The organism is Sporosarcina cascadiensis, assembly GCF_009650995.1.
Taxonomy (GTDB): domain Bacteria; phylum Bacillota; class Bacilli; order Bacillales_A; family Planococcaceae; genus Sporosarcina; species Sporosarcina cascadiensis.
In genome coordinates this window covers 16,759-34,601 of record NZ_WHVV01000002.1, presented here as the reverse complement: position 1 = coordinate 34,601, position 17,843 = coordinate 16,759, and the positions used below count along the sequence as shown (strand labels likewise).

At 48.5% G+C, this 17,843-nt stretch carries 17 protein-coding genes and 1 riboswitch; of the genes, 4 read left to right on the top strand and 13 right to left on the bottom strand.

Going from position 1 to position 17,843, the window contains the following annotated elements; translation table 11 throughout:
- The first annotated feature begins 548 nt into the window (after positions 1-548).
- Positions 549-2,069: a succinate CoA transferase gene (locus GDZ68_RS02465; RefSeq protein ID WP_153720707.1), complete on the top strand. Its 1,521-nt coding sequence runs from the start codon at positions 549-551 to the stop codon at positions 2,067-2,069.
- 222 nt (positions 2,070-2,291) lie between these two features.
- Here GDZ68_RS02465 and GDZ68_RS18290 read toward each other — a convergent pair whose 3' ends face one another.
- Positions 2,292-2,414, bottom strand: a complete 123-nt coding sequence (locus tag GDZ68_RS18290; protein WP_255425124.1) for a hypothetical protein — start codon at positions 2,412-2,414, stop codon at positions 2,292-2,294.
- Positions 2,415-2,731: 317 nt separating this feature from the next.
- Here GDZ68_RS18290 and GDZ68_RS02460 point away from each other — a divergent pair, with 317 nt between their 5' ends.
- The 3 genes from GDZ68_RS02460 to GDZ68_RS18155 are packed head-to-tail and all read left to right on the top strand — an operon-like array spanning position 2,732 to position 3,451.
- Positions 2,732-2,884, top strand: coding sequence for a hypothetical protein (locus GDZ68_RS02460; RefSeq protein ID WP_153720706.1), 153 nt, complete (start codon positions 2,732-2,734; stop codon positions 2,882-2,884).
- Positions 2,884-3,159: a hypothetical protein gene (locus tag GDZ68_RS18160; RefSeq protein WP_228550977.1), complete on the top strand. Its 276-nt coding sequence runs from the start codon at positions 2,884-2,886 to the stop codon at positions 3,157-3,159. The genes GDZ68_RS02460 and GDZ68_RS18160 overlap by 1 nt, the downstream gene beginning before the upstream one ends.
- Complete coding sequence (locus GDZ68_RS18155; RefSeq protein WP_228550976.1) at positions 3,137-3,451, top strand: hypothetical protein; 315 nt, start codon at positions 3,137-3,139, stop codon at positions 3,449-3,451. The genes GDZ68_RS18160 and GDZ68_RS18155 overlap by 23 nt, the downstream gene beginning before the upstream one ends.
- A gap of 248 nt (positions 3,452-3,699) precedes the next feature.
- Here the strand turns inward: GDZ68_RS18155 and GDZ68_RS02450 are convergent, their stop codons facing one another.
- The 12 genes from GDZ68_RS02450 to GDZ68_RS02395 form a co-directional block, all read right to left on the bottom strand.
- Positions 3,700-4,737: a ribonucleotide-diphosphate reductase subunit beta gene (locus GDZ68_RS02450; RefSeq protein WP_153720705.1), complete on the bottom strand. Its 1,038-nt coding sequence runs from the start codon at positions 4,735-4,737 to the stop codon at positions 3,700-3,702.
- Entirely contained in the window at positions 4,716-5,153 is a 438-nt protein-coding gene (locus GDZ68_RS02445) for a flavodoxin (RefSeq protein WP_153720704.1), read from the bottom strand. Before GDZ68_RS02445 ends, GDZ68_RS02450 begins: the two co-directional genes overlap by 22 nt.
- Positions 5,141-7,363 carry a ribonucleoside-diphosphate reductase subunit alpha gene (locus tag GDZ68_RS02440; protein ID WP_153720703.1) on the bottom strand — a complete coding sequence of 741 codons (2,223 nt, stop codon included), beginning with the start codon at positions 7,361-7,363 and terminating at the stop codon, positions 5,141-5,143. Before GDZ68_RS02440 ends, GDZ68_RS02445 begins: the two co-directional genes overlap by 13 nt.
- A 142-nt stretch (positions 7,364-7,505) precedes the next feature.
- Positions 7,506-7,687: riboswitch (cobalamin riboswitch) on the bottom strand.
- Between the two features lie 215 nt (positions 7,688-7,902).
- Positions 7,903-9,330: an alanine/glycine:cation symporter family protein gene (locus tag GDZ68_RS02435; RefSeq protein WP_153720702.1), complete on the bottom strand. Its 1,428-nt coding sequence runs from the start codon at positions 9,328-9,330 to the stop codon at positions 7,903-7,905.
- Between the two features lie 120 nt (positions 9,331-9,450).
- Complete coding sequence (locus GDZ68_RS02430; protein ID WP_153720701.1) at positions 9,451-10,587, bottom strand: glycerate kinase; 1,137 nt, start codon at positions 10,585-10,587, stop codon at positions 9,451-9,453.
- 355 nt (positions 10,588-10,942) lie between these two features.
- Complete coding sequence (locus GDZ68_RS02425; RefSeq protein ID WP_153720700.1) at positions 10,943-11,548, bottom strand: PepSY domain-containing protein; 606 nt, start codon at positions 11,546-11,548, stop codon at positions 10,943-10,945.
- 114 nt (positions 11,549-11,662) lie between these two features.
- The gene (locus GDZ68_RS02420; protein ID WP_153720699.1) at positions 11,663-12,382 is read right to left on the bottom strand and encodes a PepSY domain-containing protein; all 720 of its coding nucleotides are present in this window, start codon (positions 12,380-12,382) and stop codon (positions 11,663-11,665) included.
- Between the two features lie 54 nt (positions 12,383-12,436).
- Positions 12,437-13,771: a HAMP domain-containing sensor histidine kinase gene (locus GDZ68_RS02415; protein ID WP_153720698.1), complete on the bottom strand. Its 1,335-nt coding sequence runs from the start codon at positions 13,769-13,771 to the stop codon at positions 12,437-12,439.
- On the bottom strand, positions 13,761-14,462 hold the full coding sequence (locus GDZ68_RS02410; RefSeq protein WP_153720697.1) for a response regulator transcription factor: 702 nt from the start codon (positions 14,460-14,462) through the stop codon (positions 13,761-13,763). Before GDZ68_RS02410 ends, GDZ68_RS02415 begins: the two co-directional genes overlap by 11 nt.
- 244 nt (positions 14,463-14,706) lie before the next feature.
- Positions 14,707-15,690 (bottom strand): LCP family protein, encoded by a 984-nt coding sequence (locus tag GDZ68_RS02405; RefSeq protein WP_153720696.1) that lies wholly within the window; start codon positions 15,688-15,690, stop codon positions 14,707-14,709.
- A complete protein-coding gene (locus tag GDZ68_RS02400) occupies positions 15,680-16,207 on the bottom strand; it encodes a sigma-70 family RNA polymerase sigma factor (RefSeq protein ID WP_153720695.1) in 528 nt (175 codons plus the stop codon). The genes GDZ68_RS02405 and GDZ68_RS02400 overlap by 11 nt, the downstream gene beginning before the upstream one ends.
- A gap of 344 nt (positions 16,208-16,551) precedes the next feature.
- Positions 16,552-17,652: a threonine synthase gene (locus GDZ68_RS02395; protein WP_153720694.1), complete on the bottom strand. Its 1,101-nt coding sequence runs from the start codon at positions 17,650-17,652 to the stop codon at positions 16,552-16,554.
- Positions 17,653-17,843 lie beyond the last annotated feature (191 nt).

Genomic DNA, 17,843 nt, shown 5'->3' with positions numbered 1-17,843 from the left:
TAGGCTGGTTTTTCAATAATTTTTATGTGAGTGGAAGTATGAGCATATTATTTGAGACTATTACGATAGGTGAGGTATTTCATGCACTACTTATTATTCTGCAAAGGCTAAGATTCTTGTGATCAGTGCATTTGCAAAGTCGAAAAACTGGAACGTACACCAACTAAATCTGCTTCTGCGAAAAAGCAGCATGATATACCTTCTCCACACTAGCGAAGGCGCATCTGCGGGGTCGGCCGTGGCTGTGAGACTGCTGGCATGCTCTTCGCCAGTAGGCTCATAGCGTAAGGCAATCCCCCAGCGCCGAAGCGAGTTTAAACTGCAAACACATAATTCAATTAAACTTCCCGCCAAGTCAAGAAACGAAGACCACGGCAACTATATTCACACTCTGCAAAAAAACAGCATGAAATACACATCCAGCACCGGCTTCAAGAGAAAAATCTCACATTCTGACAATTTCACTATACTTCTCATAATATTATGTTGATTTTATTTAGATAGGTGTTAGAATTATAGTTAAAATGAAAGGTTAGGTGGATGATACCGTGTCAAACGAATTAAACAAAGTTCTTCGTTGTGAAGCACTGAAAGACAAAATTGTTACAGCTGAAGAAGCAGCATCTTGGATCGAGGATGGCATGTCTTTAGGTATGAGTGGCTTTACTTTGTCAGGAGATGCGAAAGCGGTTCCATTGGCATTAGCTGAAAGAGGTAAAAACGAAAAGTTCAAAGTAAACGTTTTCACAGGTGCTTCTCTCGGACCGAACGTAGATGAGCTGATGGCTGGAGAAAACTTGATCAACATGCGTATTCCTTACCAGGGCAACCCGGTGATGCGCGGCAAGATCAATACCGGCGAATCTTTCTATATTGACCAACACCTTTCCCATACGTCTGAATGGGTGCGCCAAGGCGTGATCGGACCGATTGATTATGCAATTATTGAAGCAGCTGCAATTACGGAAGACGGCCAGATTATTCCGACTGGTTCTGTAGGTAACTCACCGATTTTCGTACAGGAAGCAAAGAATGTCATCATTGAATTAAATGTTAACGTACCTGCTGAATATGAAGGACTTCATGATATTTATATTCCTGAATACCAAGGCGATAGAAAAGAGATTCCTGTCTATAGCGTGACGGATAAGATCGGTACTCCGGGAATCAAAGTAGATCCTGCAAAAGTACGCGGAATCGTTATTACAGAGAAGATGGATATTCCATCCCCAATCGTTCCTCCGGATGAAGAGACACAGGAAATTGCTAACAATTTACTCGACTTCTTCCGTGACGAAATCAAGAAGGGCCGCATGGACGAAACATTGATGCCTCTTCAATCAGGTGTTGGTTCTGTAGCAAACGCAGTACTTGACGGCATGAGAACTTCTGAGTTCAAAGACATCGAAGTATATTCCGAAGTACTTCAAGACGCAATCTTCGACTTGATCGACGACGGCGTAGTGAAATTCGCTTCCGCTACTTCTTTGACTCTTTCCAAGAAACGTCTGGACAGCCTGAAAGAAGATATCGGTAAATACCGTGATAAGTTAGTATTCCGTCCACAGGAAATCTCTAACCATCCGGAAGTGATCCGACGTCTGGGCATCATTTCATTCAACACAGCACTTGAGCTGGACATCTACGGAAACGTGAACTCTACACATGTCAGCGGTACACGCATGATGAACGGTATCGGCGGTTCCGGTGACTTCGCACGTAACGCGCGTATTGCGATCTTCGTAACGAAGTCGTACGCAAAAGGTGGAGATGTTTCATCGATCGTACCTTTCTGTTCACACGTAGACCACACAGAGCATGACGTAGACGTGATTGTTACGGAACAAGGTTATGCGGATCTTCGCGGCCTGGCTCCACGACAAAAAGCAGAAGCATTGATCGAGCACTGTGCACACCCTGATTTCAAGGATGAGCTGCGTGATTACTACAACCGTGCGAAAGAACAAGTTGGCGGACAAACTCCACACATCTTGGAAGAAGCACTTAGCTGGCACGTAAATCTTGCGAAGAACAAGACAATGCATAAAGCGGCAGAAGCACAGAAATAAGTTGGGTGAATGGGCGAGCGGATTAATTTCCGCTCGTTTTTTTGTTTTGATTAGGATGTTGGCGGCTGCGCGGCGGGGCTATGAGCGCTGGCAGGGTTGGTATGATCACTCGCATACCGTGTATGAGCACCGCCGGGTCGGCAATGATCACCCCGCGGCCTTCAATGATCACTTGCGGGTATGGCATGAGCGCTGGTGCGTATTCAATGAGCGCGGACCTTCCTATGCATATTTAGCTGTCATCCCGCACGTCTCTTCTCCTCTATCCAAAATGATGATCATTTCCAACATCATTCCACTCAGCATCTTGATAATGATAGCTAACATTTTCGTCGTAATAGACATAGAAAAAGAACACCCTCTGATGTCTTTCAATCAGAAGTTGTTCTTTTCTTATGCTGTGATAGTATGCTGTGATAGACTTCAGTTCTCTGAATCATTCCACCGGTGCTAGCTCGTCTGCTCGAAGAAGTCCGTCTTCGTGTCGTCGAAGTTATCGACATACGCACGAATCCACTTCATCGGATTGTCGGTGAATTACTGATACTACCTCCACTGTAATTCCTTTACCGTGCAGCTCTTCTCTAGTATGATATGATGAAAATAAAGGTGGTGAGCCAAATGAAAGATGGTCTTAATCCCAATCAAAAGAGAAAGTATGGTTGGCTCGACAGTGGGTTAAAATGACAGGCGAGCGCGCAAGAATTGATGCCAAGGCAAACGACACATATATCATTTATGAAAAAGACGGCGTGTTATGTAAAGAATACCCTAACGGAAAAGTAGTTCCATTGAAGAAGACTGGTGAATCTTAATGAGTACAAATAAACCCTCGCTATACGTGTTTGCCAGTAACAATGGCAGCGGTAAAAGTACATTACGCAGCCTCATTATCGACAAAATCGGCTTAGATATCAACATAGATCCAGATGCTATTGCGAGAAGGATGGATCCTGCCACCCCTGAAAAGAAAAGAATATCGGCTGGTAAAGAAGTTATTCGATCTGTTCGCCAATATATTAAAGAAGGTAAAAGTTTTTCAATTGAGACTACATTAGCCGGAATGAATGCTATTAAGAGAAAGTTATGAAATAACCATGTTTTATGTGGCTCTCAGCCATGTGAATCAAAATATAGAACGTGTAGCAATGCGTGTGAGAAATGGAGGACACCATATCGCTACTGAAGATATTATAAGACGCGATAAAACTTCATTTGATAATCTGTATCAATATGCTTACCTTGTAGATAATCTTATCTTAATTGACAATAGCGAAGATGATGGGCAAATTATTTTGGAAGTGAATAATGGCCACATTACATTCCAGATAATAAATCTCCCTGCATGCTCAATCCCTATCCTAGAAAGGTTTCAACAATAGACAATTGTTCGAGACATCTAAATAAGTTCACAGGGTTTAAGGTAATAGGCTCGGTTCATGGAAGAAAAGAGCTATCAACAAATCAAACAAAGAACACCTTTGTCAACGTTTTAAAAGACGATTAACAATAGAACTAGCAAGAAAACAAAAACAAGGACACCAATCCAGAATCGATTCGTGTCCCTGCTTGTTATGCTATTCAATATTTTCTACCCGTTACCTTTAAAGCCGCGTTCACTTCCCATAGCTTACAAATCATCAAACCCATTCAAATCACTAGTTTTCACATATTGCCGGCTCGTCTGCTCGAAGAAATCGGTCTTCGTATCGTCGAAGTTATCGACATATGCGCGGATCCATTTCATCGGATTGTCCGTGAACTCTGGATAAATCTCGCTCAGGCCGAGCATGCGCAGCATTTTATTCGCGCGGTATTTGATATAGCCTTCCATCTCATCGAGGTCCAGACCATCAATTTCTCCCAGCACATAACGGCTCCAGATGACTTCCTGTTCGACGGAATGGCGGAACTGATCATAGATCCAGTCCGTGAATTCGTCGGTGTTGTACCCCGGGTTTTCAGCCAGCGCCGCACGGAAGATATCGCTGATTGCCTTGCCGTGCTGCAGTTCATCGCGGTTGATATAGGAAATCATCGTCGACGTGCCGACCATTTTCTGGTGGCGCGCCAAGTTGTAGAAAAATGCGAATCCGCTGTAGAAGAACAGGCCTTCGAGTAGCGTGGTATAGACCATTGCTTTCAGTACTGTCTCGATTGTCGGGTTCTCCGCAAAATCATTATACACTTCCACGATCCGCTCATTACGCTTCATTAATACCTCATCTGTGCGTCCCATTTCGAATGAAGCCATCTGTTTATCAAGATTCGTGACCGATGAAAGCACATACGCATAGCTGTGATTATGCTCACTTTCCTGATCAGCAATCGTTGCCATGATTGACTTTACAGACGGATCCGTCGTGAAATCAGCAATTTTCATTGCGATGACAGTCTGCGGGCCGTCAAGTGTAGCGAGCAATCCGATGATTTTCAAAAATGCGGATTGCTCTTCTTTGGAAAGACGTGAAAATTGCTTGACGTCCTGTGTCATATCCACTTCATTCGCCGTCCAGAACAGCGAACGGATGCGCTGGCGCAATGTATAGAAATGAGGGTGCGCGATATCATTCCAGTTGAGGATGCCGCTAGCTTCCCCGCCGAAAATGGCTGTTGCTTTATTTGGATTTGCCGGGTTCAGTACTTTTACTCTTGTAAGTGTCGCCAATGGTCGAGCACTCCTTTCGTCCAGTTCGTTACTAATTTCTCTTGCATGCCGCGAGGGCTTTGTTCGATTTTCAATGGTTCAAAAGGTGAATGATAAAAGCGCGCCAGTTTTTCAGCCGCATGACAAAACAATTCATCTCCGCCGAATTGCGTGTCCCCTGTTCCGAAGACGTAGACCGGCTCCGGCTTGAAGCCGATGTCCGCTACGAAGTCTTTCACTTCATCCGGCGTGGCGCCCTTTTCCCAGGTGAATGAACCGATACAGAAGGCATCGTATTCATTCACATCCGGAAGAACGCCGATTCCGATGCGGTGTGTATCGACTTGGATGCCTTCGCGGGTCAGATTTTCCTCAATCAATTCCGCCACTTCCTCCGTATTGCCGCTCCAGGAAGCGTACGCAATCAGGAATGACACCACTCGCACTCCTCGATTTCAGAAGCTGTGGAACGCATATAGTACGTCGTTTTCATGCCGGACTGCCAGGCCTGCATATGCAGATCGAGCAGGACGGATGCACGGATGGAGTTCGGTACATAGATGTTGAATGAAGTTGACTGGTCGATATGGTGCTGACGTGCAGCATTCTGCTTGATGGACCAGCGCTGATCAACGATGTACGCGGAACGGCGATAGACATCATACGTGTTATGGTTCAAATCCGGTGCGATGACCGGCAGTTTATAATCTTTTTTCTCTTCATGGTAGAACGGCTTGAATACCGGATCGATTGAAGCGGTGGAGCCTGCGATGACCGATGTCGAACTGTTCGGCGCGACTGCCATCAGATAGCCATTGCGCATGCCGTTGATCGCCACATCCATGCGCAGCTCGCGCCATTTATTCGAATCGTATTCGCGCTGCTCGAAGTACTCGCCTGTCTGCCAGTCGGAGCCGTCGAACAATGGATAGGCGCCTTTTTCCTTCGATAATTCCATTGATGCCTTGATTGTCAGATAGGCGATATTTTCATACAGCTTGTCCGCGTAATCCACTGCTTCATCGGATTCCCACTGAATGCCTTTCAGTGCCAATAAATGGTGCCAGCCGAATGTGCCGAGCCCGATCCCGCGATAGCGGGCGTTTGTGCGCTGCGCCTGGACGACAGGAATCTGGTTCTGGTCGATGACGTTGTCGAGCATACGGACCTGAATCGTAATCAGGCGGTCCAATACGTCTGCAACTACCGCTTTCCCCAGATTGATCGATGACAGGTTACAGACAACGAAGTCACCCGGCTTCGTGCGTGTGACGACCAGATCGTCTTCTAATGTCACCGATTCATGTGTGCTGGCTGACATATTTTGCAATATTTCTGTGCACAAATTACTCGAATAAATGATTCCTTCGTGTTTATTCGGGTTCTTGCGGTTCACTTCATCGCGATAGAACATGAACGGCGTGCCTGTTTCCAGCTGACTGCGCAGGACCCGTTTCATGATTTCGATCGCTGATACGGTTTCGCGTGACAGGTCTTCATTCGCCACACATTCCTCGTACTTCTTGCGGAATGAGCCATTGCCCTTTTCTTCATCATAGAAGTCTTCCAATGAAAAGCCCATCTTCGTGCGCACTTCATGCGGATCGAACAGATGCCAGTCTTCGCGTGACTCCACTTTCTCCATGAACAGATCGGGCAGGCAAACGCCTGTGAAAATATCATGCGCGCGCAGACGGTCATCCCCGTTATTGAGCTTCAGATCAAGGAATGTGAAGATATCCTGATGCCAGACATCCAGATACACTGCCACCGCGCCCTGCCGCTGACCGAGCTGATCGACAGAAACTGCCGTATTGTTCAGCTGCTTAATCCACGGAAGCACTCCGCTTGAAGCACCTTCAAATCCGCGGATGGACGCGCCGCGTGAACGAACTTTCCCCATATAGACGCCAATGCCGCCGCCAAACTTCGACAGGTTTGCGATATCGGTGTTGCTGTTGTAGATACCCTGCAGTGAATCATCCACTGTATCGATAAAGCAGCTCGACAGCTGGCCGTGCATCTTGCCGGCATTCGAAAGCGTTGGCGTCGCAACCGTCATATAGAGATTGCTCATCGCCCAGTAAGCTTCGCCGATTTTGTGGATGCGGTCTTCCGTTTCATCCTGCATCAGCGTCATCGCAATGATCAGCCAGCGTTCTTGCGGCAGCTCGACCGGCTGCTTGGAGAAGTTCACTGTCACATAGCGGTCCACCAGCGTTTTTAATCCGATATAGGTAAATAACAAGTCGCGTGAAGGCTCGAGTAAACGACCGATCTCTTGCAGTTCATCATGGCTGTACTTCTCAGTAAGGATTGGAGTATAAAGACCCTGCGCAACCAGTTTTTCTACATTTTTCGCAAAGTCGTTATAGACATCCGTACCACGCAGCGCTTTCTGCTTCGCATACACATCATACAAGTAAATACGTGCGGCAACGAAAGTCCAATACGCGTTCGCTTCATCGATTCTGCTCAATGATTCCAGCACCATCGCGCTTGTCCAGTCAGATGCTGAACTATCGGGATGACGCTCTTGATAACGCTCGCTTGCCTCGATCAGCGCCTCTATTTTTTTCTTTCCGAATTCTTCTTCCAGATTTTCCAGCAATAGATTAAGACCAGCCGTTTCGTGAATTATAGCCATGTCATTCGCTCCCTTTTATGAATTATGTATTAAAAAAGACTCCCAATCATCCGGGAGCCATTATAGTCTAATGGTAATAAATGGAAGTCTAGTGGCAGATAATGTTCCTTGCCTGTTGCTTCCATTCTTCCTCCCCGAAGAATGTATTGCGGATAGAATGGCAGGTCTCCTGGCTGGCACATCGTCCTCCTGTCTCCCTTCCCGCCTTAGAGGGCAGTGGGTATAATCCAGACAGTCGTCCATGCCCTCAGTTGCGGGGGCAGCTCCGTTTTTAAGCGGATTCCCTTTTAAACCGTTGATGGTACCGATTCATCGAAAATACTATATATAGTGTCTTATGTACAAGTAATACCCTAACATGTAGTGGTTAAACTTGTAAAGCATAAAAAGAATCTCAGCTCAGAATGTACCTTCTGAACTAAGATCCTTTCATTTTACAGGTAAATATTTTATCAAAATCAAACTTTATATGCCTTGACGGAAAATAAAATCACAGCTGTTTTCTGTGCTATATGGCATATGGATATCGAGACGGATTTTTATGGCCGCAATCGCTCTTCCGGTTTTTCAGGTGTATCTTCCCAGCACTCCGCACCTTTTAGTCCCGGTATGGTGGAAGCTTTAAATACAGGGTTTTTCCCTGCCTTTCTCTGTACGGTAAAATCGTCGAGCACTTGGAAGGCAACTTTACCGAGCAGGACAATGACGACGAGGTTGATGATTGCCATGAGCCCCATGAACAGATCTGCCATGTCCCAAACAACCTGCACCTTCGCAACCGCTCCAAGAAATACCATCCCGAGCACGAGTATCTGATACGCATATTTCCAGCCTTTATTCGCATGGATGAATTCGATATTCGTTTCACCGTAGTAATAGTTGCCGATAATGGAACTGAACGCGAAGAACATGATCGCGACGGCAATGAAATAAGGAGCCCACGCACCAACGTGCACCGCCATGGAAGCCTGCGTCAGCAAGATTCCGTTCGTTTCACCGGACTCATACAGCCCGCCTAGCAGAATAATGAATGCCGTTGCCGAACAGATAATAATCGTATCAAAGAACACGCCGAGACTCTGAACGAGCCCCTGCTTTGCCGGATGTGAGACGTTCGCCGTTGCTGCCGCATTCGGCACACTACCCATACCAGCTTCATTGGAGAATAAACCACGGCGGACACCCTGCATGATCGCCGCACCGATACCGCCTCCGACCATTTCCTTGATGCCGAAAGCGTGCTCGATAATGAGCATGAACATCGCAGGAACCTGCGTAATGTTCATGATGACAATGAACAGCGCGACAATAATATAGAAGGTCGCCATGACAGGAACAATTGTCTGCGTCACTTTCACGATCCGCTGCACGCCGCCGAACACGATGACTGCAGTCAGCAGGATCAAGCCGATTCCGACAGTCCAGTCAGGAATCCCAAAAACATCCATAAAGGACTGGCTGATAGTATTCGACTGCACCGCATTAAAAATGAATCCGAAACAAATGGTCAGTAATACCGCGAAGACAATACCGAGTTTCCGCATTCCGAGCGCCTTCTGCATATAATACGCCGGTCCACCGCGGAACGTCTCGCCGTCTTTCACTTTATAGACCTGTGCGAGCGTACTCTCAATGAATCCGGTCGCCATCCCGATGAACGCAATGATCCACATCCAAAACACCGCGCCCGGCCCGCCGATCCCGATCGCCAGAGCTACCCCTGCGACGTTACCGGTTCCTACACGTGAAGCTGCACTGATCGTAAATGCCTGGAACGGTGACACACCGTCATTGCTGTCTTTCTTTTCCACAATCAAACGAAACATCTCTCTGAACAAACGCACTTGTACAAATTTCGTGCGAATCGTGAAATACAGACCAGCTGCCAATAATAGTCCAATTAGAATATACGTCCAAATAAAATTATTCGCCGGTCCCACCAGCCAATTTAAAGCGTTTTCAAACATTTGACCACCTCCTGTTATCTATATACCCTGCCTGCCGTCAGTCTATGCTTGGCAAGACAAAAAACCTTGCCTGAAAATGAACAAGGTTCTTGTACTATACTATATTATAATAGCAATTGACTACTGAAAAGCTGCAGGTAAATTCGGCATCAGTTCCGCGGTCCTCGCGGCGAGATGATTTGCAGCGTCCGCCATAAGCTCTGTTGCAGGATGTCCGCCTTCATCCAAAGCACACAGAACGGAAAACCATTGCTCCAGAAGCGGCCGCGCCTGCTCCTCAATCGAACCCGATATGACGGCTACCGGCACTTCATTCGCTTTCGCGGTTTTCGCAATGCCCATCAGCGCTTTTCCCTCCAGCGTCTGCAGATCTGTCCTGCCTTCCCCCGTCAGAATGAAATCTGCGGCAGCCAAATGTTTCGCGAAGCCGGCTGTTTCCAGTACGACTTCAATGCCGCTTTCCAAATTTGCTCCGCAGTAAGCAAGCAAAGCGCCCGCACTGCCGCCCGCCGCTCCTGCTCCCTGATAATCGTGAAGACGCATGCCTGTCTGCTGTTCCGTCAGATCGGCAAAATGACGCAATCCGTCGTCCAGCGCTTTGACCATCTGTTCATCAGCCCCTTTTTGCGGGCCGAAGATAGAGGAAGCGCCGTTTTCACCGACAAAAGGATTTTGTACATCGGAAGCAATCCGAATGTCTGCCGTTTTCAAACGTCCGTCCAGCTGCGAGCAGTCGATGCCCGCAATCTGCGGAAGTGCCGAACCTTTCATTTGCAGCAAATTTCCGTCTGCATCGGAGAATTTCACACCCAGCGCTTCGAGTAAACCGGTACCTCCGTCGTTCGTCGCGCTGCCGCCGAGGCCGATGATCAATTTACGGTACCCATCGTCGAGCGCCTGCCGAATTAATTGGCCCGTACCATATGTAGAAGCGTGCATCGGATTGAGTTCGTCGGGTGCCAGCAACAGCAAACCGGAGGCCTGCGCGAGTTCAATGACCGTAGTTTCTCCGTCGCCGAGAATTCCGAGCTGCGCTTCGGTTTGCCGTCCCAGCGGATCGTTCACTGTCAATGTCTTAACATTTCCATCTGTTGCTGATACGAGCGCAGCCATCGTCCCTTCCCCGCCATCTGCAACAGGAAGGCATATCGTCTCCGCCTCCGGCATGGCTCGCTCCACACCCGCCCGCATCGCAGCCGCCGCTTCATTCGCCGTCAGGCTGCCTTTGAACGCGTCGGGCGCTATGAGTATCTTCATGCACTCCACCTCTTTTTAGTTTCAGTGTAGCAGAAATTAAAGTGAGTTTTCATTTTCCAAGTTGAAACTGCCGTCTTTCAGGGTGAAACATCGTTCCATGATCACTTAAAAGGAGTGTATGATCACGGAGCAGCTGTCTATGAGCGCCTGCGGAACCGGTATGAGCGCACGGCCGGGAAGTATGAGCGCCTGCACAGCCGCAATGATCACTTGTCGGGTGTTTATGAGCTTCAGCCGCCCCAGATACTGTGCGCAATGAAAAAGCTGCCCAAGGAATTCATTCCCCGCGCAGCCTTCTGTGTTTTATGTGTGTGTTTGTATGCTTTTACCGCTGACTGATAGTTTGTGGGTGGTTTCAGTCTTGTTCAAATGAAATGATGCTGCCTGTTTCGGCATCCATCAAAATTTCGTACTCGAAAAACTCGTCTTCCAGTTCAATCTCATAAAAAGTTTTACCGTCTTCTTTTTCCTTCTCAATGTCCACATCGGTCAATTTGCCGACTGCATGCTGCCTGGCAATTTCGATCGCTTCTTTTTTCGTCAGCAAGGACCGGGCAGGCTGTTCGTCAGATGAAGAAACGACGGTCAGCGTATGGTTGGTTGACGCAGACAGCTCTGCCGGTTGATCAAAACTTGCCGGTTGCCGGATTCCCTTTTCAGGTTCCACTTCCGCCGCTTCTTTCTCGATCTTCAGTACATCGCCTGTCTGCGCATCTACCTCCATGTCTGTCTGGATGGTTGAATCTGAAAGTTCGATGTCGTAGACTACCCGGCCTTGCTCGCGGTCCAGCTTCACTTCCGTGACTTCGCCAGAGGCGTGCTGCTGTGCGATTCCGCTCACTTCTTCGTGACTCAATACGGGCTCTTCCACCGGTTCAGCTGAAGGACTGCTTGTTGCAGCCGCCACTCCGCCGATTGTTAAGATACCCGCCAAAGCTGGAAACGCCATCCATTTATTCATCGAATTCTCCTCCTTTCTTCTCTACCCCCACTGTACCCCGGGTTTCTGAGAAAAGAGGAAGGACTTCATTAGAAAATGATGAGAGATTCTCAGTAAAGGAGGAATTTCCCATTCCTAGTCATCCCACTCCACCGACATGACCTTGCCTGAGATCGCATGAATCTGATAGACCACCTCATCCAGATCGGCGTCGGTATCCAGCTCCAGCTCCACTAAATAATAGCCGCCCTGCTGTGTCTCAACGAAATCAATGTCATCCACTTCCACAGGAACCTTGGCGTTCAACTGCCTCAGTGCAATATTTGCAGCTTGCTGCGATGTCAGCAGCACGGACTGTTTTGGTGCTGGTGCTGGTGCCGGCGCTGGTTTTGGCTGTGGCTTCGCAACCGGTTTTTCTGCAGGCTTTGGTGCAGGTTCAGGCGCAGGTGCAGGTTTCGGCTGTTCTTCCGATTTCGGCAATGGCACCGCGGCAGGTTTCTCCACAGGTGCAACATCACCAGCAGGCTCGGCCTTTTCTGCTTCAGGTTCAGGTTTCACCGCCACTTCCGGTTCCGCTTCACTCAATAAAGTCAGCGCCAATACCTTGCCCGTCTTATGGTCGACCGTCGCACTGTATAACGCGCCGTTCCTGCGTATCTCCGCCTCATAGCCGTCAGCCCCTTCTGTCAGCTGCTCGACCGACCCCTGATACATCGACTCCAGACGCGACTTCACTTCCTCTTTCGGCACAGCGTCCTGATGCATGATCTGCTTGATATACCAGTTGCTTCCCATCACAATGACCACCGCCAATAAAAGCGGCAGCATCCACGGCTTCTTCCACCAACTCATCATCCGTCACCTCATTTCCTTCCATTATATTCCGCAATCATTAGAATTCCCTGAGAATCAGCGAGGCAGCGTGATCCGCATAGTCGTCCCGTCTCCGCGCACACTTTCCACCTGCAGTTCCGCCCGGATCCCGTTCGCCAGATCTTTCGCAATCGCAAGACCAAGTCCGGTACCGCCTGTTTTGCGGGCACGGTCTTCCTGCACCCGATAAAATCGGTCAAATAGATGAGGCAGATGCTGTGCGTCAATTCCTTCTCCATGATCCTGTACTTCCATCACGACCGCCCGCTCTTCCTGCCAGGCACGCACCTGAATTTCCCCGTCACTGTATTTTCTCGCATTATCCAATAAAATAAACAGCAGCTGCTTCAGCCGCTTTTCGTCCGTTGAAACCGGCAGCCTGCCCGGATCCGCGAACGTAATGGTCCGTCCCGAAGCGACACGCAACGGCTCCACCGTCTCTTTGACAATCTGCGTCACATCCGCCTGCGCAAACGTGAAGGCCAGAGGATCCTTGCTTTTCGCCATCTGCAGCATCTGCTCGATCAGCTCTTTCATCCGCGCCGTTTCATTGAGAATCGCCGTCAGTGCTTCGTCCGCAACCTGCTTGTTGTCGAAGCCCTGCCGTTTCAGCAAGCGCCCATATCCTTCCATAATGGTCAGCGGCGTCTTCAGCTCATGGGAAGCATTCGACACGAACTTCTCTTGCTTTTGATAGTTCTGCTCGAGCTGCTCCATCATTTCGTTGAATGTCTGGCTCATCTCCGCCAGCTCGTCTTTGCCGTCCAATGCCGCCAGCTTCTCATATTTTCCCGATTTCCTGCTCGCGCGCATCGTCGCAATCAGCTTAAAGATCGGCTGCGTCACCACTTTACCGAGCGTCATGCTCGACAGCGTAATCGGAATCATCGCCAGCAGCGTCACCCCGAGCAGGATGAATTTCAGTAAATGAAGGCTGCGGCTCGAGTCCCGCAAAATCTGGGCAATCTCGATATAGGCGACGTCCCCGTCCAGCCAGATCACCGGTACTTTCGTCATCATCACCGCCGCGCCATTGACCTGGCCGATCGAATAGTCATCCTCATCAAACGACAGCTCATAATTCTCGAGCTCTTTTGTCGAAACCAGCGTCTTGATCTCTTTCCCTTCTTCATCCGTTACCCGCAGCATACTTTCCGGATTGATGTACGTCCGCAGCACATCGCTGACTTCCTCTTCATCATGCACGCGGCTCAGGCCTTCCGTCAGCTCCTTCGAACGATGGATCAGCTGCTGATATTCGGTCGTATAGGCCAGCTGCTTAAAGATCACATAAATCCCGCTATTGCTGAGCGCCAGGATGAACAGCATCAGCACCGTCGAAAACAGATGGATCTTCGTCTTAAGCTTCATGCACCGGCTCCTTCAGCACATAGCCGACCCCGCGCACTGTATGGATCAGCGATGCCTCACCGCCGTCAATCTTCTTGCGCACATAGCGGATATAGACATCGACCACATTCGTATCTCCAAAATAATCATAACCCCACACCGCATCCAGCAGCTGCTCACGCGACAGGACTTGATTCGGATGTTTCAGCAGATGCTGCAGCAAATCAAATTCCCGCGGCGTCAGTTCGACCGACTGCTCTCCCCGGTGCACTTCACGCGACAGCTGATGCAGCGACAAATCGCCCAACACCAGCAAATCCGGATCCGCAGCTTCCCCGGGCTCATGCCCCGCAATGCGCAGCGCCGTACGGATTCTCGCCAGCAGCTCCTCAATTTCAAAAGGCTTCGTAATATAATCATTCGCCCCGAGATCCAGCCCCTTCACCTTATCCTCGACATCATTCTTTGCCGTCAATAAAAGGACAGGCGTATGCTCGTCATGGGAACGGATCCTGCGCAGCACATCAAGCCCGTTCAGCCCGGGCAGCATGAGATCCAGCAGCACCAAATCCCATTTCTCTTCCCGGAACAGAATCAATCCGTCCGTCCCGGTATGCGCAACACCCGTCTCATACTTCTCAAATTCCAGCTCTAGCTGCAATACACGCGCGATGCTCTCTTCATCTTCTACGATCAAAATACGCTCTGTCATATGTCCTCACCTGTCTGTATACGTTTTTCTCTTATTTTAGCAGATTACAAGAGGGGCGCCTGTACCGCTGTCTGATTGCAGCAGAAAACAGGACTTTTTCCGTATGGGCGGAGGCGGATTGACTGAGGTGTGGAATGTTTTGAGGAAGTTCATGGGCTTTTCGGAGTGGTCAGAGACTTTGGCAGCCTGATCATACGGCAAATAAACACGGTCAGTTTCCTGAACGTGTTTATTTGCCCGTTTTTCACTTAAATACAGTTAGCTCCTCCGAAACTGTTTGTAAAAAGTCCTCCTCAAACGCTATATAGTATTTCCCGCCTTTGGTAGTATCCTGTATCCCATCAAGCATGGATACCGTTTGTATGGAATGAATCTTCAATGGGTCAACCAGGATTTCATCAGCAGGAATATTCCCTTCCGTTTTGAACTGTGCCAGTGCAACTCCATCTGCCATCTTCGTGATCATTTTCGACATGAGTTGCAGAAATTTCTCATCACCCAGGCTATTCCCGACCGTAGCATCCATCACTAACGCCAGGAACTCTTCCCCGTTCAATTGATTTGCCCCCTTGTGAAATTCGAATGAAGCCTGGGAGATCGCCCTTACCCGCAAATCTCCCTGCAGATCGTAATCGATCCCGCCCACAGATTCGATCATCATCGAAAAGTCCTCCATCTCCATGACCGCATAATAATCGACCGGCAGATTTAACAAGCCGGACACCGTCGCCCTAATACCTTCAGCCCCGTCGCCATCAGCATAAGCAAACGTCAACTTATCAAAAGAAGCGGCTTCATTTTTACGCTGGATCGAGGCATACGTATCCCGGGGAATCGATAATACTTTCAACTTTCCCCCATCTGGATGATACGCAAATAAAAGATTGACAGGCACTCTGTCCTCCTCGTCTTTTATCGAAAACAACACCGTCGTCACGTCTTGATTCCCCGCAGCCGCACCGGTCAGGGCTGTTTGATCTTTCATAGAAACCGCAGCCTGGTCCGCAACATTCCATTGAAGCAGCGATGGAAGGAATAGAATCAGACAGATACTTACGACAACCAATGAAACCGTCAGCGGAACAAGGCCCGTAAAGAACATGCTCTGTTTCTTCTCTCGACCGCCTGCTCCATCCACTCTCTGAATCTTTTTAAATACCTGATCGCGGTCCGCCTTTGTAAACCGTAATTCGGGATCAGACCAGGCTTTCATCCGCTTATCTTCCATTCAGTCCAGCCTCCTCAATCTTCAGCTTCAATCTCTGCTTTGCCCGTCTTATCCGTGTTTTCACCGTATTCAACGGAAGGTCCAGCACATCAGCTATTTCTTCTGTCTTCAGCGATTCATAATAATAGAGATACACCACTTCCCGATACATTTTCGGAAGCGAAAAGACCGTTTCCTTCAAGGCTGCGCGGTCGTAGTGGTCCATCACCGTTTTTTCAACTGAAGGTGACACGGACTTTGCAGTTGACTGGATCATAATTTTCACCTGGATCATTCGATAGCTCCAGCTTTTCAGATAATCCTTGCATTCATTGATCGTAATGCGGTAGAGCCATGTTTTCATTTGAGCATCATATCGGAATCCATCCAAGTGGTCATAACATTTGATGAACGTATTCTGTACCATATCTTTCGCTGTATCAGCGTCCTTCACATAGGAGTAGGCCAGCCGCACCAGTTCGTCACCGTATTCGACCATCACTTTCTCCAGGACGAAATCTTTTTCTTCCCTGTCCAATCCCTTGCCCCCTTTCTGCCCGTTCAGCCATTAGACGAGGCCCCGATGGAAATAGGTTCAATTTCCCCAGATTGTATGATAACAAATAAAAACCTGCCTCGAAGATCGCAGCGCAATCAGGGAAACAGGCTTTTCACACTATTTTATTTCGATAGACGGCCAGCTTGGACCATCCCGCTTTCTAAAGGCATCTCTCAGTAACTACTTGCCTTTTTTCCAATAAACATCTTCTCGTTTATGCTTTATACCATCAATCCATACTTTTTCTTTCATTTCATCCGCTTCGAAAACTAGCATTACCTCGTATACTCAATTAAAATTCACTATTTCAGAAGTAACGATTTCTAATCCGACTTAATCCCCGCACCGCACAAAGGAATGACGACCACTTCATCTTTCGCCTTCGCATACCCCATATATCCGGCATAATTAATAGCTGAAGTAACTTCTACATAAAACCCTCTCTTCGCAAGAGTATCGCGGGCTTCCAGTATCGCTTCCTCGCCGACCGTAAGAATCATTCCCCCGGTTTCGCGAATCGCTTCCAGCACCTGTTTCGATCTGGCCGGCGCCGCGATGGCGATTCCCTCTGCCAAAGTCCCTTCATTTACAACCGGCTTTGCGATCGGTTCCTGATTGGCAAATGCTTTCGCAAGCGGTGCGCATCTTTCAGCCTGGATGGCTACGATCTTCGGCATCCGGCCAATTTTATTGGTTTCCAAAAGTTCTTTGAAACCGTAATACACACCGAGCACCAATGTTCCGTTCCCAACAGGAACCAGTACGGTATCAGGCGCTTTCTGCAGCTGCTCGAAAATCTCGAAGGCGTATGTTTTCGCCCCTTCATAAAAATACGGATTATACACATGGCTCGCATAAAAAACCTGCTCTTCCAAAACAGCTGACTGCGCCGCCGCGGCCACTTCTTCCCTCGTGCCTTCAATGGCTCTGACTTCCGCGCCGTGCGCTTTAATCTGCGCCAGTTTCTTAGGAGAAGTATGTGCACTCACATAGACATCACAGGCAATCCCGGCACGTGCCGCATACGCAGCGATCGCCGTCCCCGCATTCCCGCTGCTGTCCGCGATCATCTTCCTGACACCCAGCTGTTTCGCCAAAGTGACCAATACCGCAGCACCCCGGTCTTTGAATGAAAGCGTCGGCATCATATATTCCATTTTCACAAATGTATCCGGCACTTCTTCATCGAATACAAGCAAAGGCGTCTGTCCTTCGCCGAGAGTAACGGACGGCCAGCCCACCAGTTCCTCACCGGCCCCCATGGAAGAGACATAGCGCCACATCGACGGCTGATCGGTCCAATGAACTCTTTCCGAACCCGTCTCCGGTTTCAACAAATCCAAAACTCCGCTGCACTCGCATTTCCAACGGGTTTCTTCAATTAGATAGACTTGATTGCATACAGAACAAATATAATTGGTCATGGCTTCATCTCCGTTCTCGCATAACTTTTTAAGCAGTTCAATCTCTTATAGTATTTTCAACTTATGTTTTATTTGGTCGCAATCATGCTATCAGAAACGGATTCTTTTTTCATCATTCAGGGTGAACAAAAGAATCCCACTCAAAGCCGATCTGGATGCTTTTGAGTGGGATTTTATATTGGTGCGTGAAC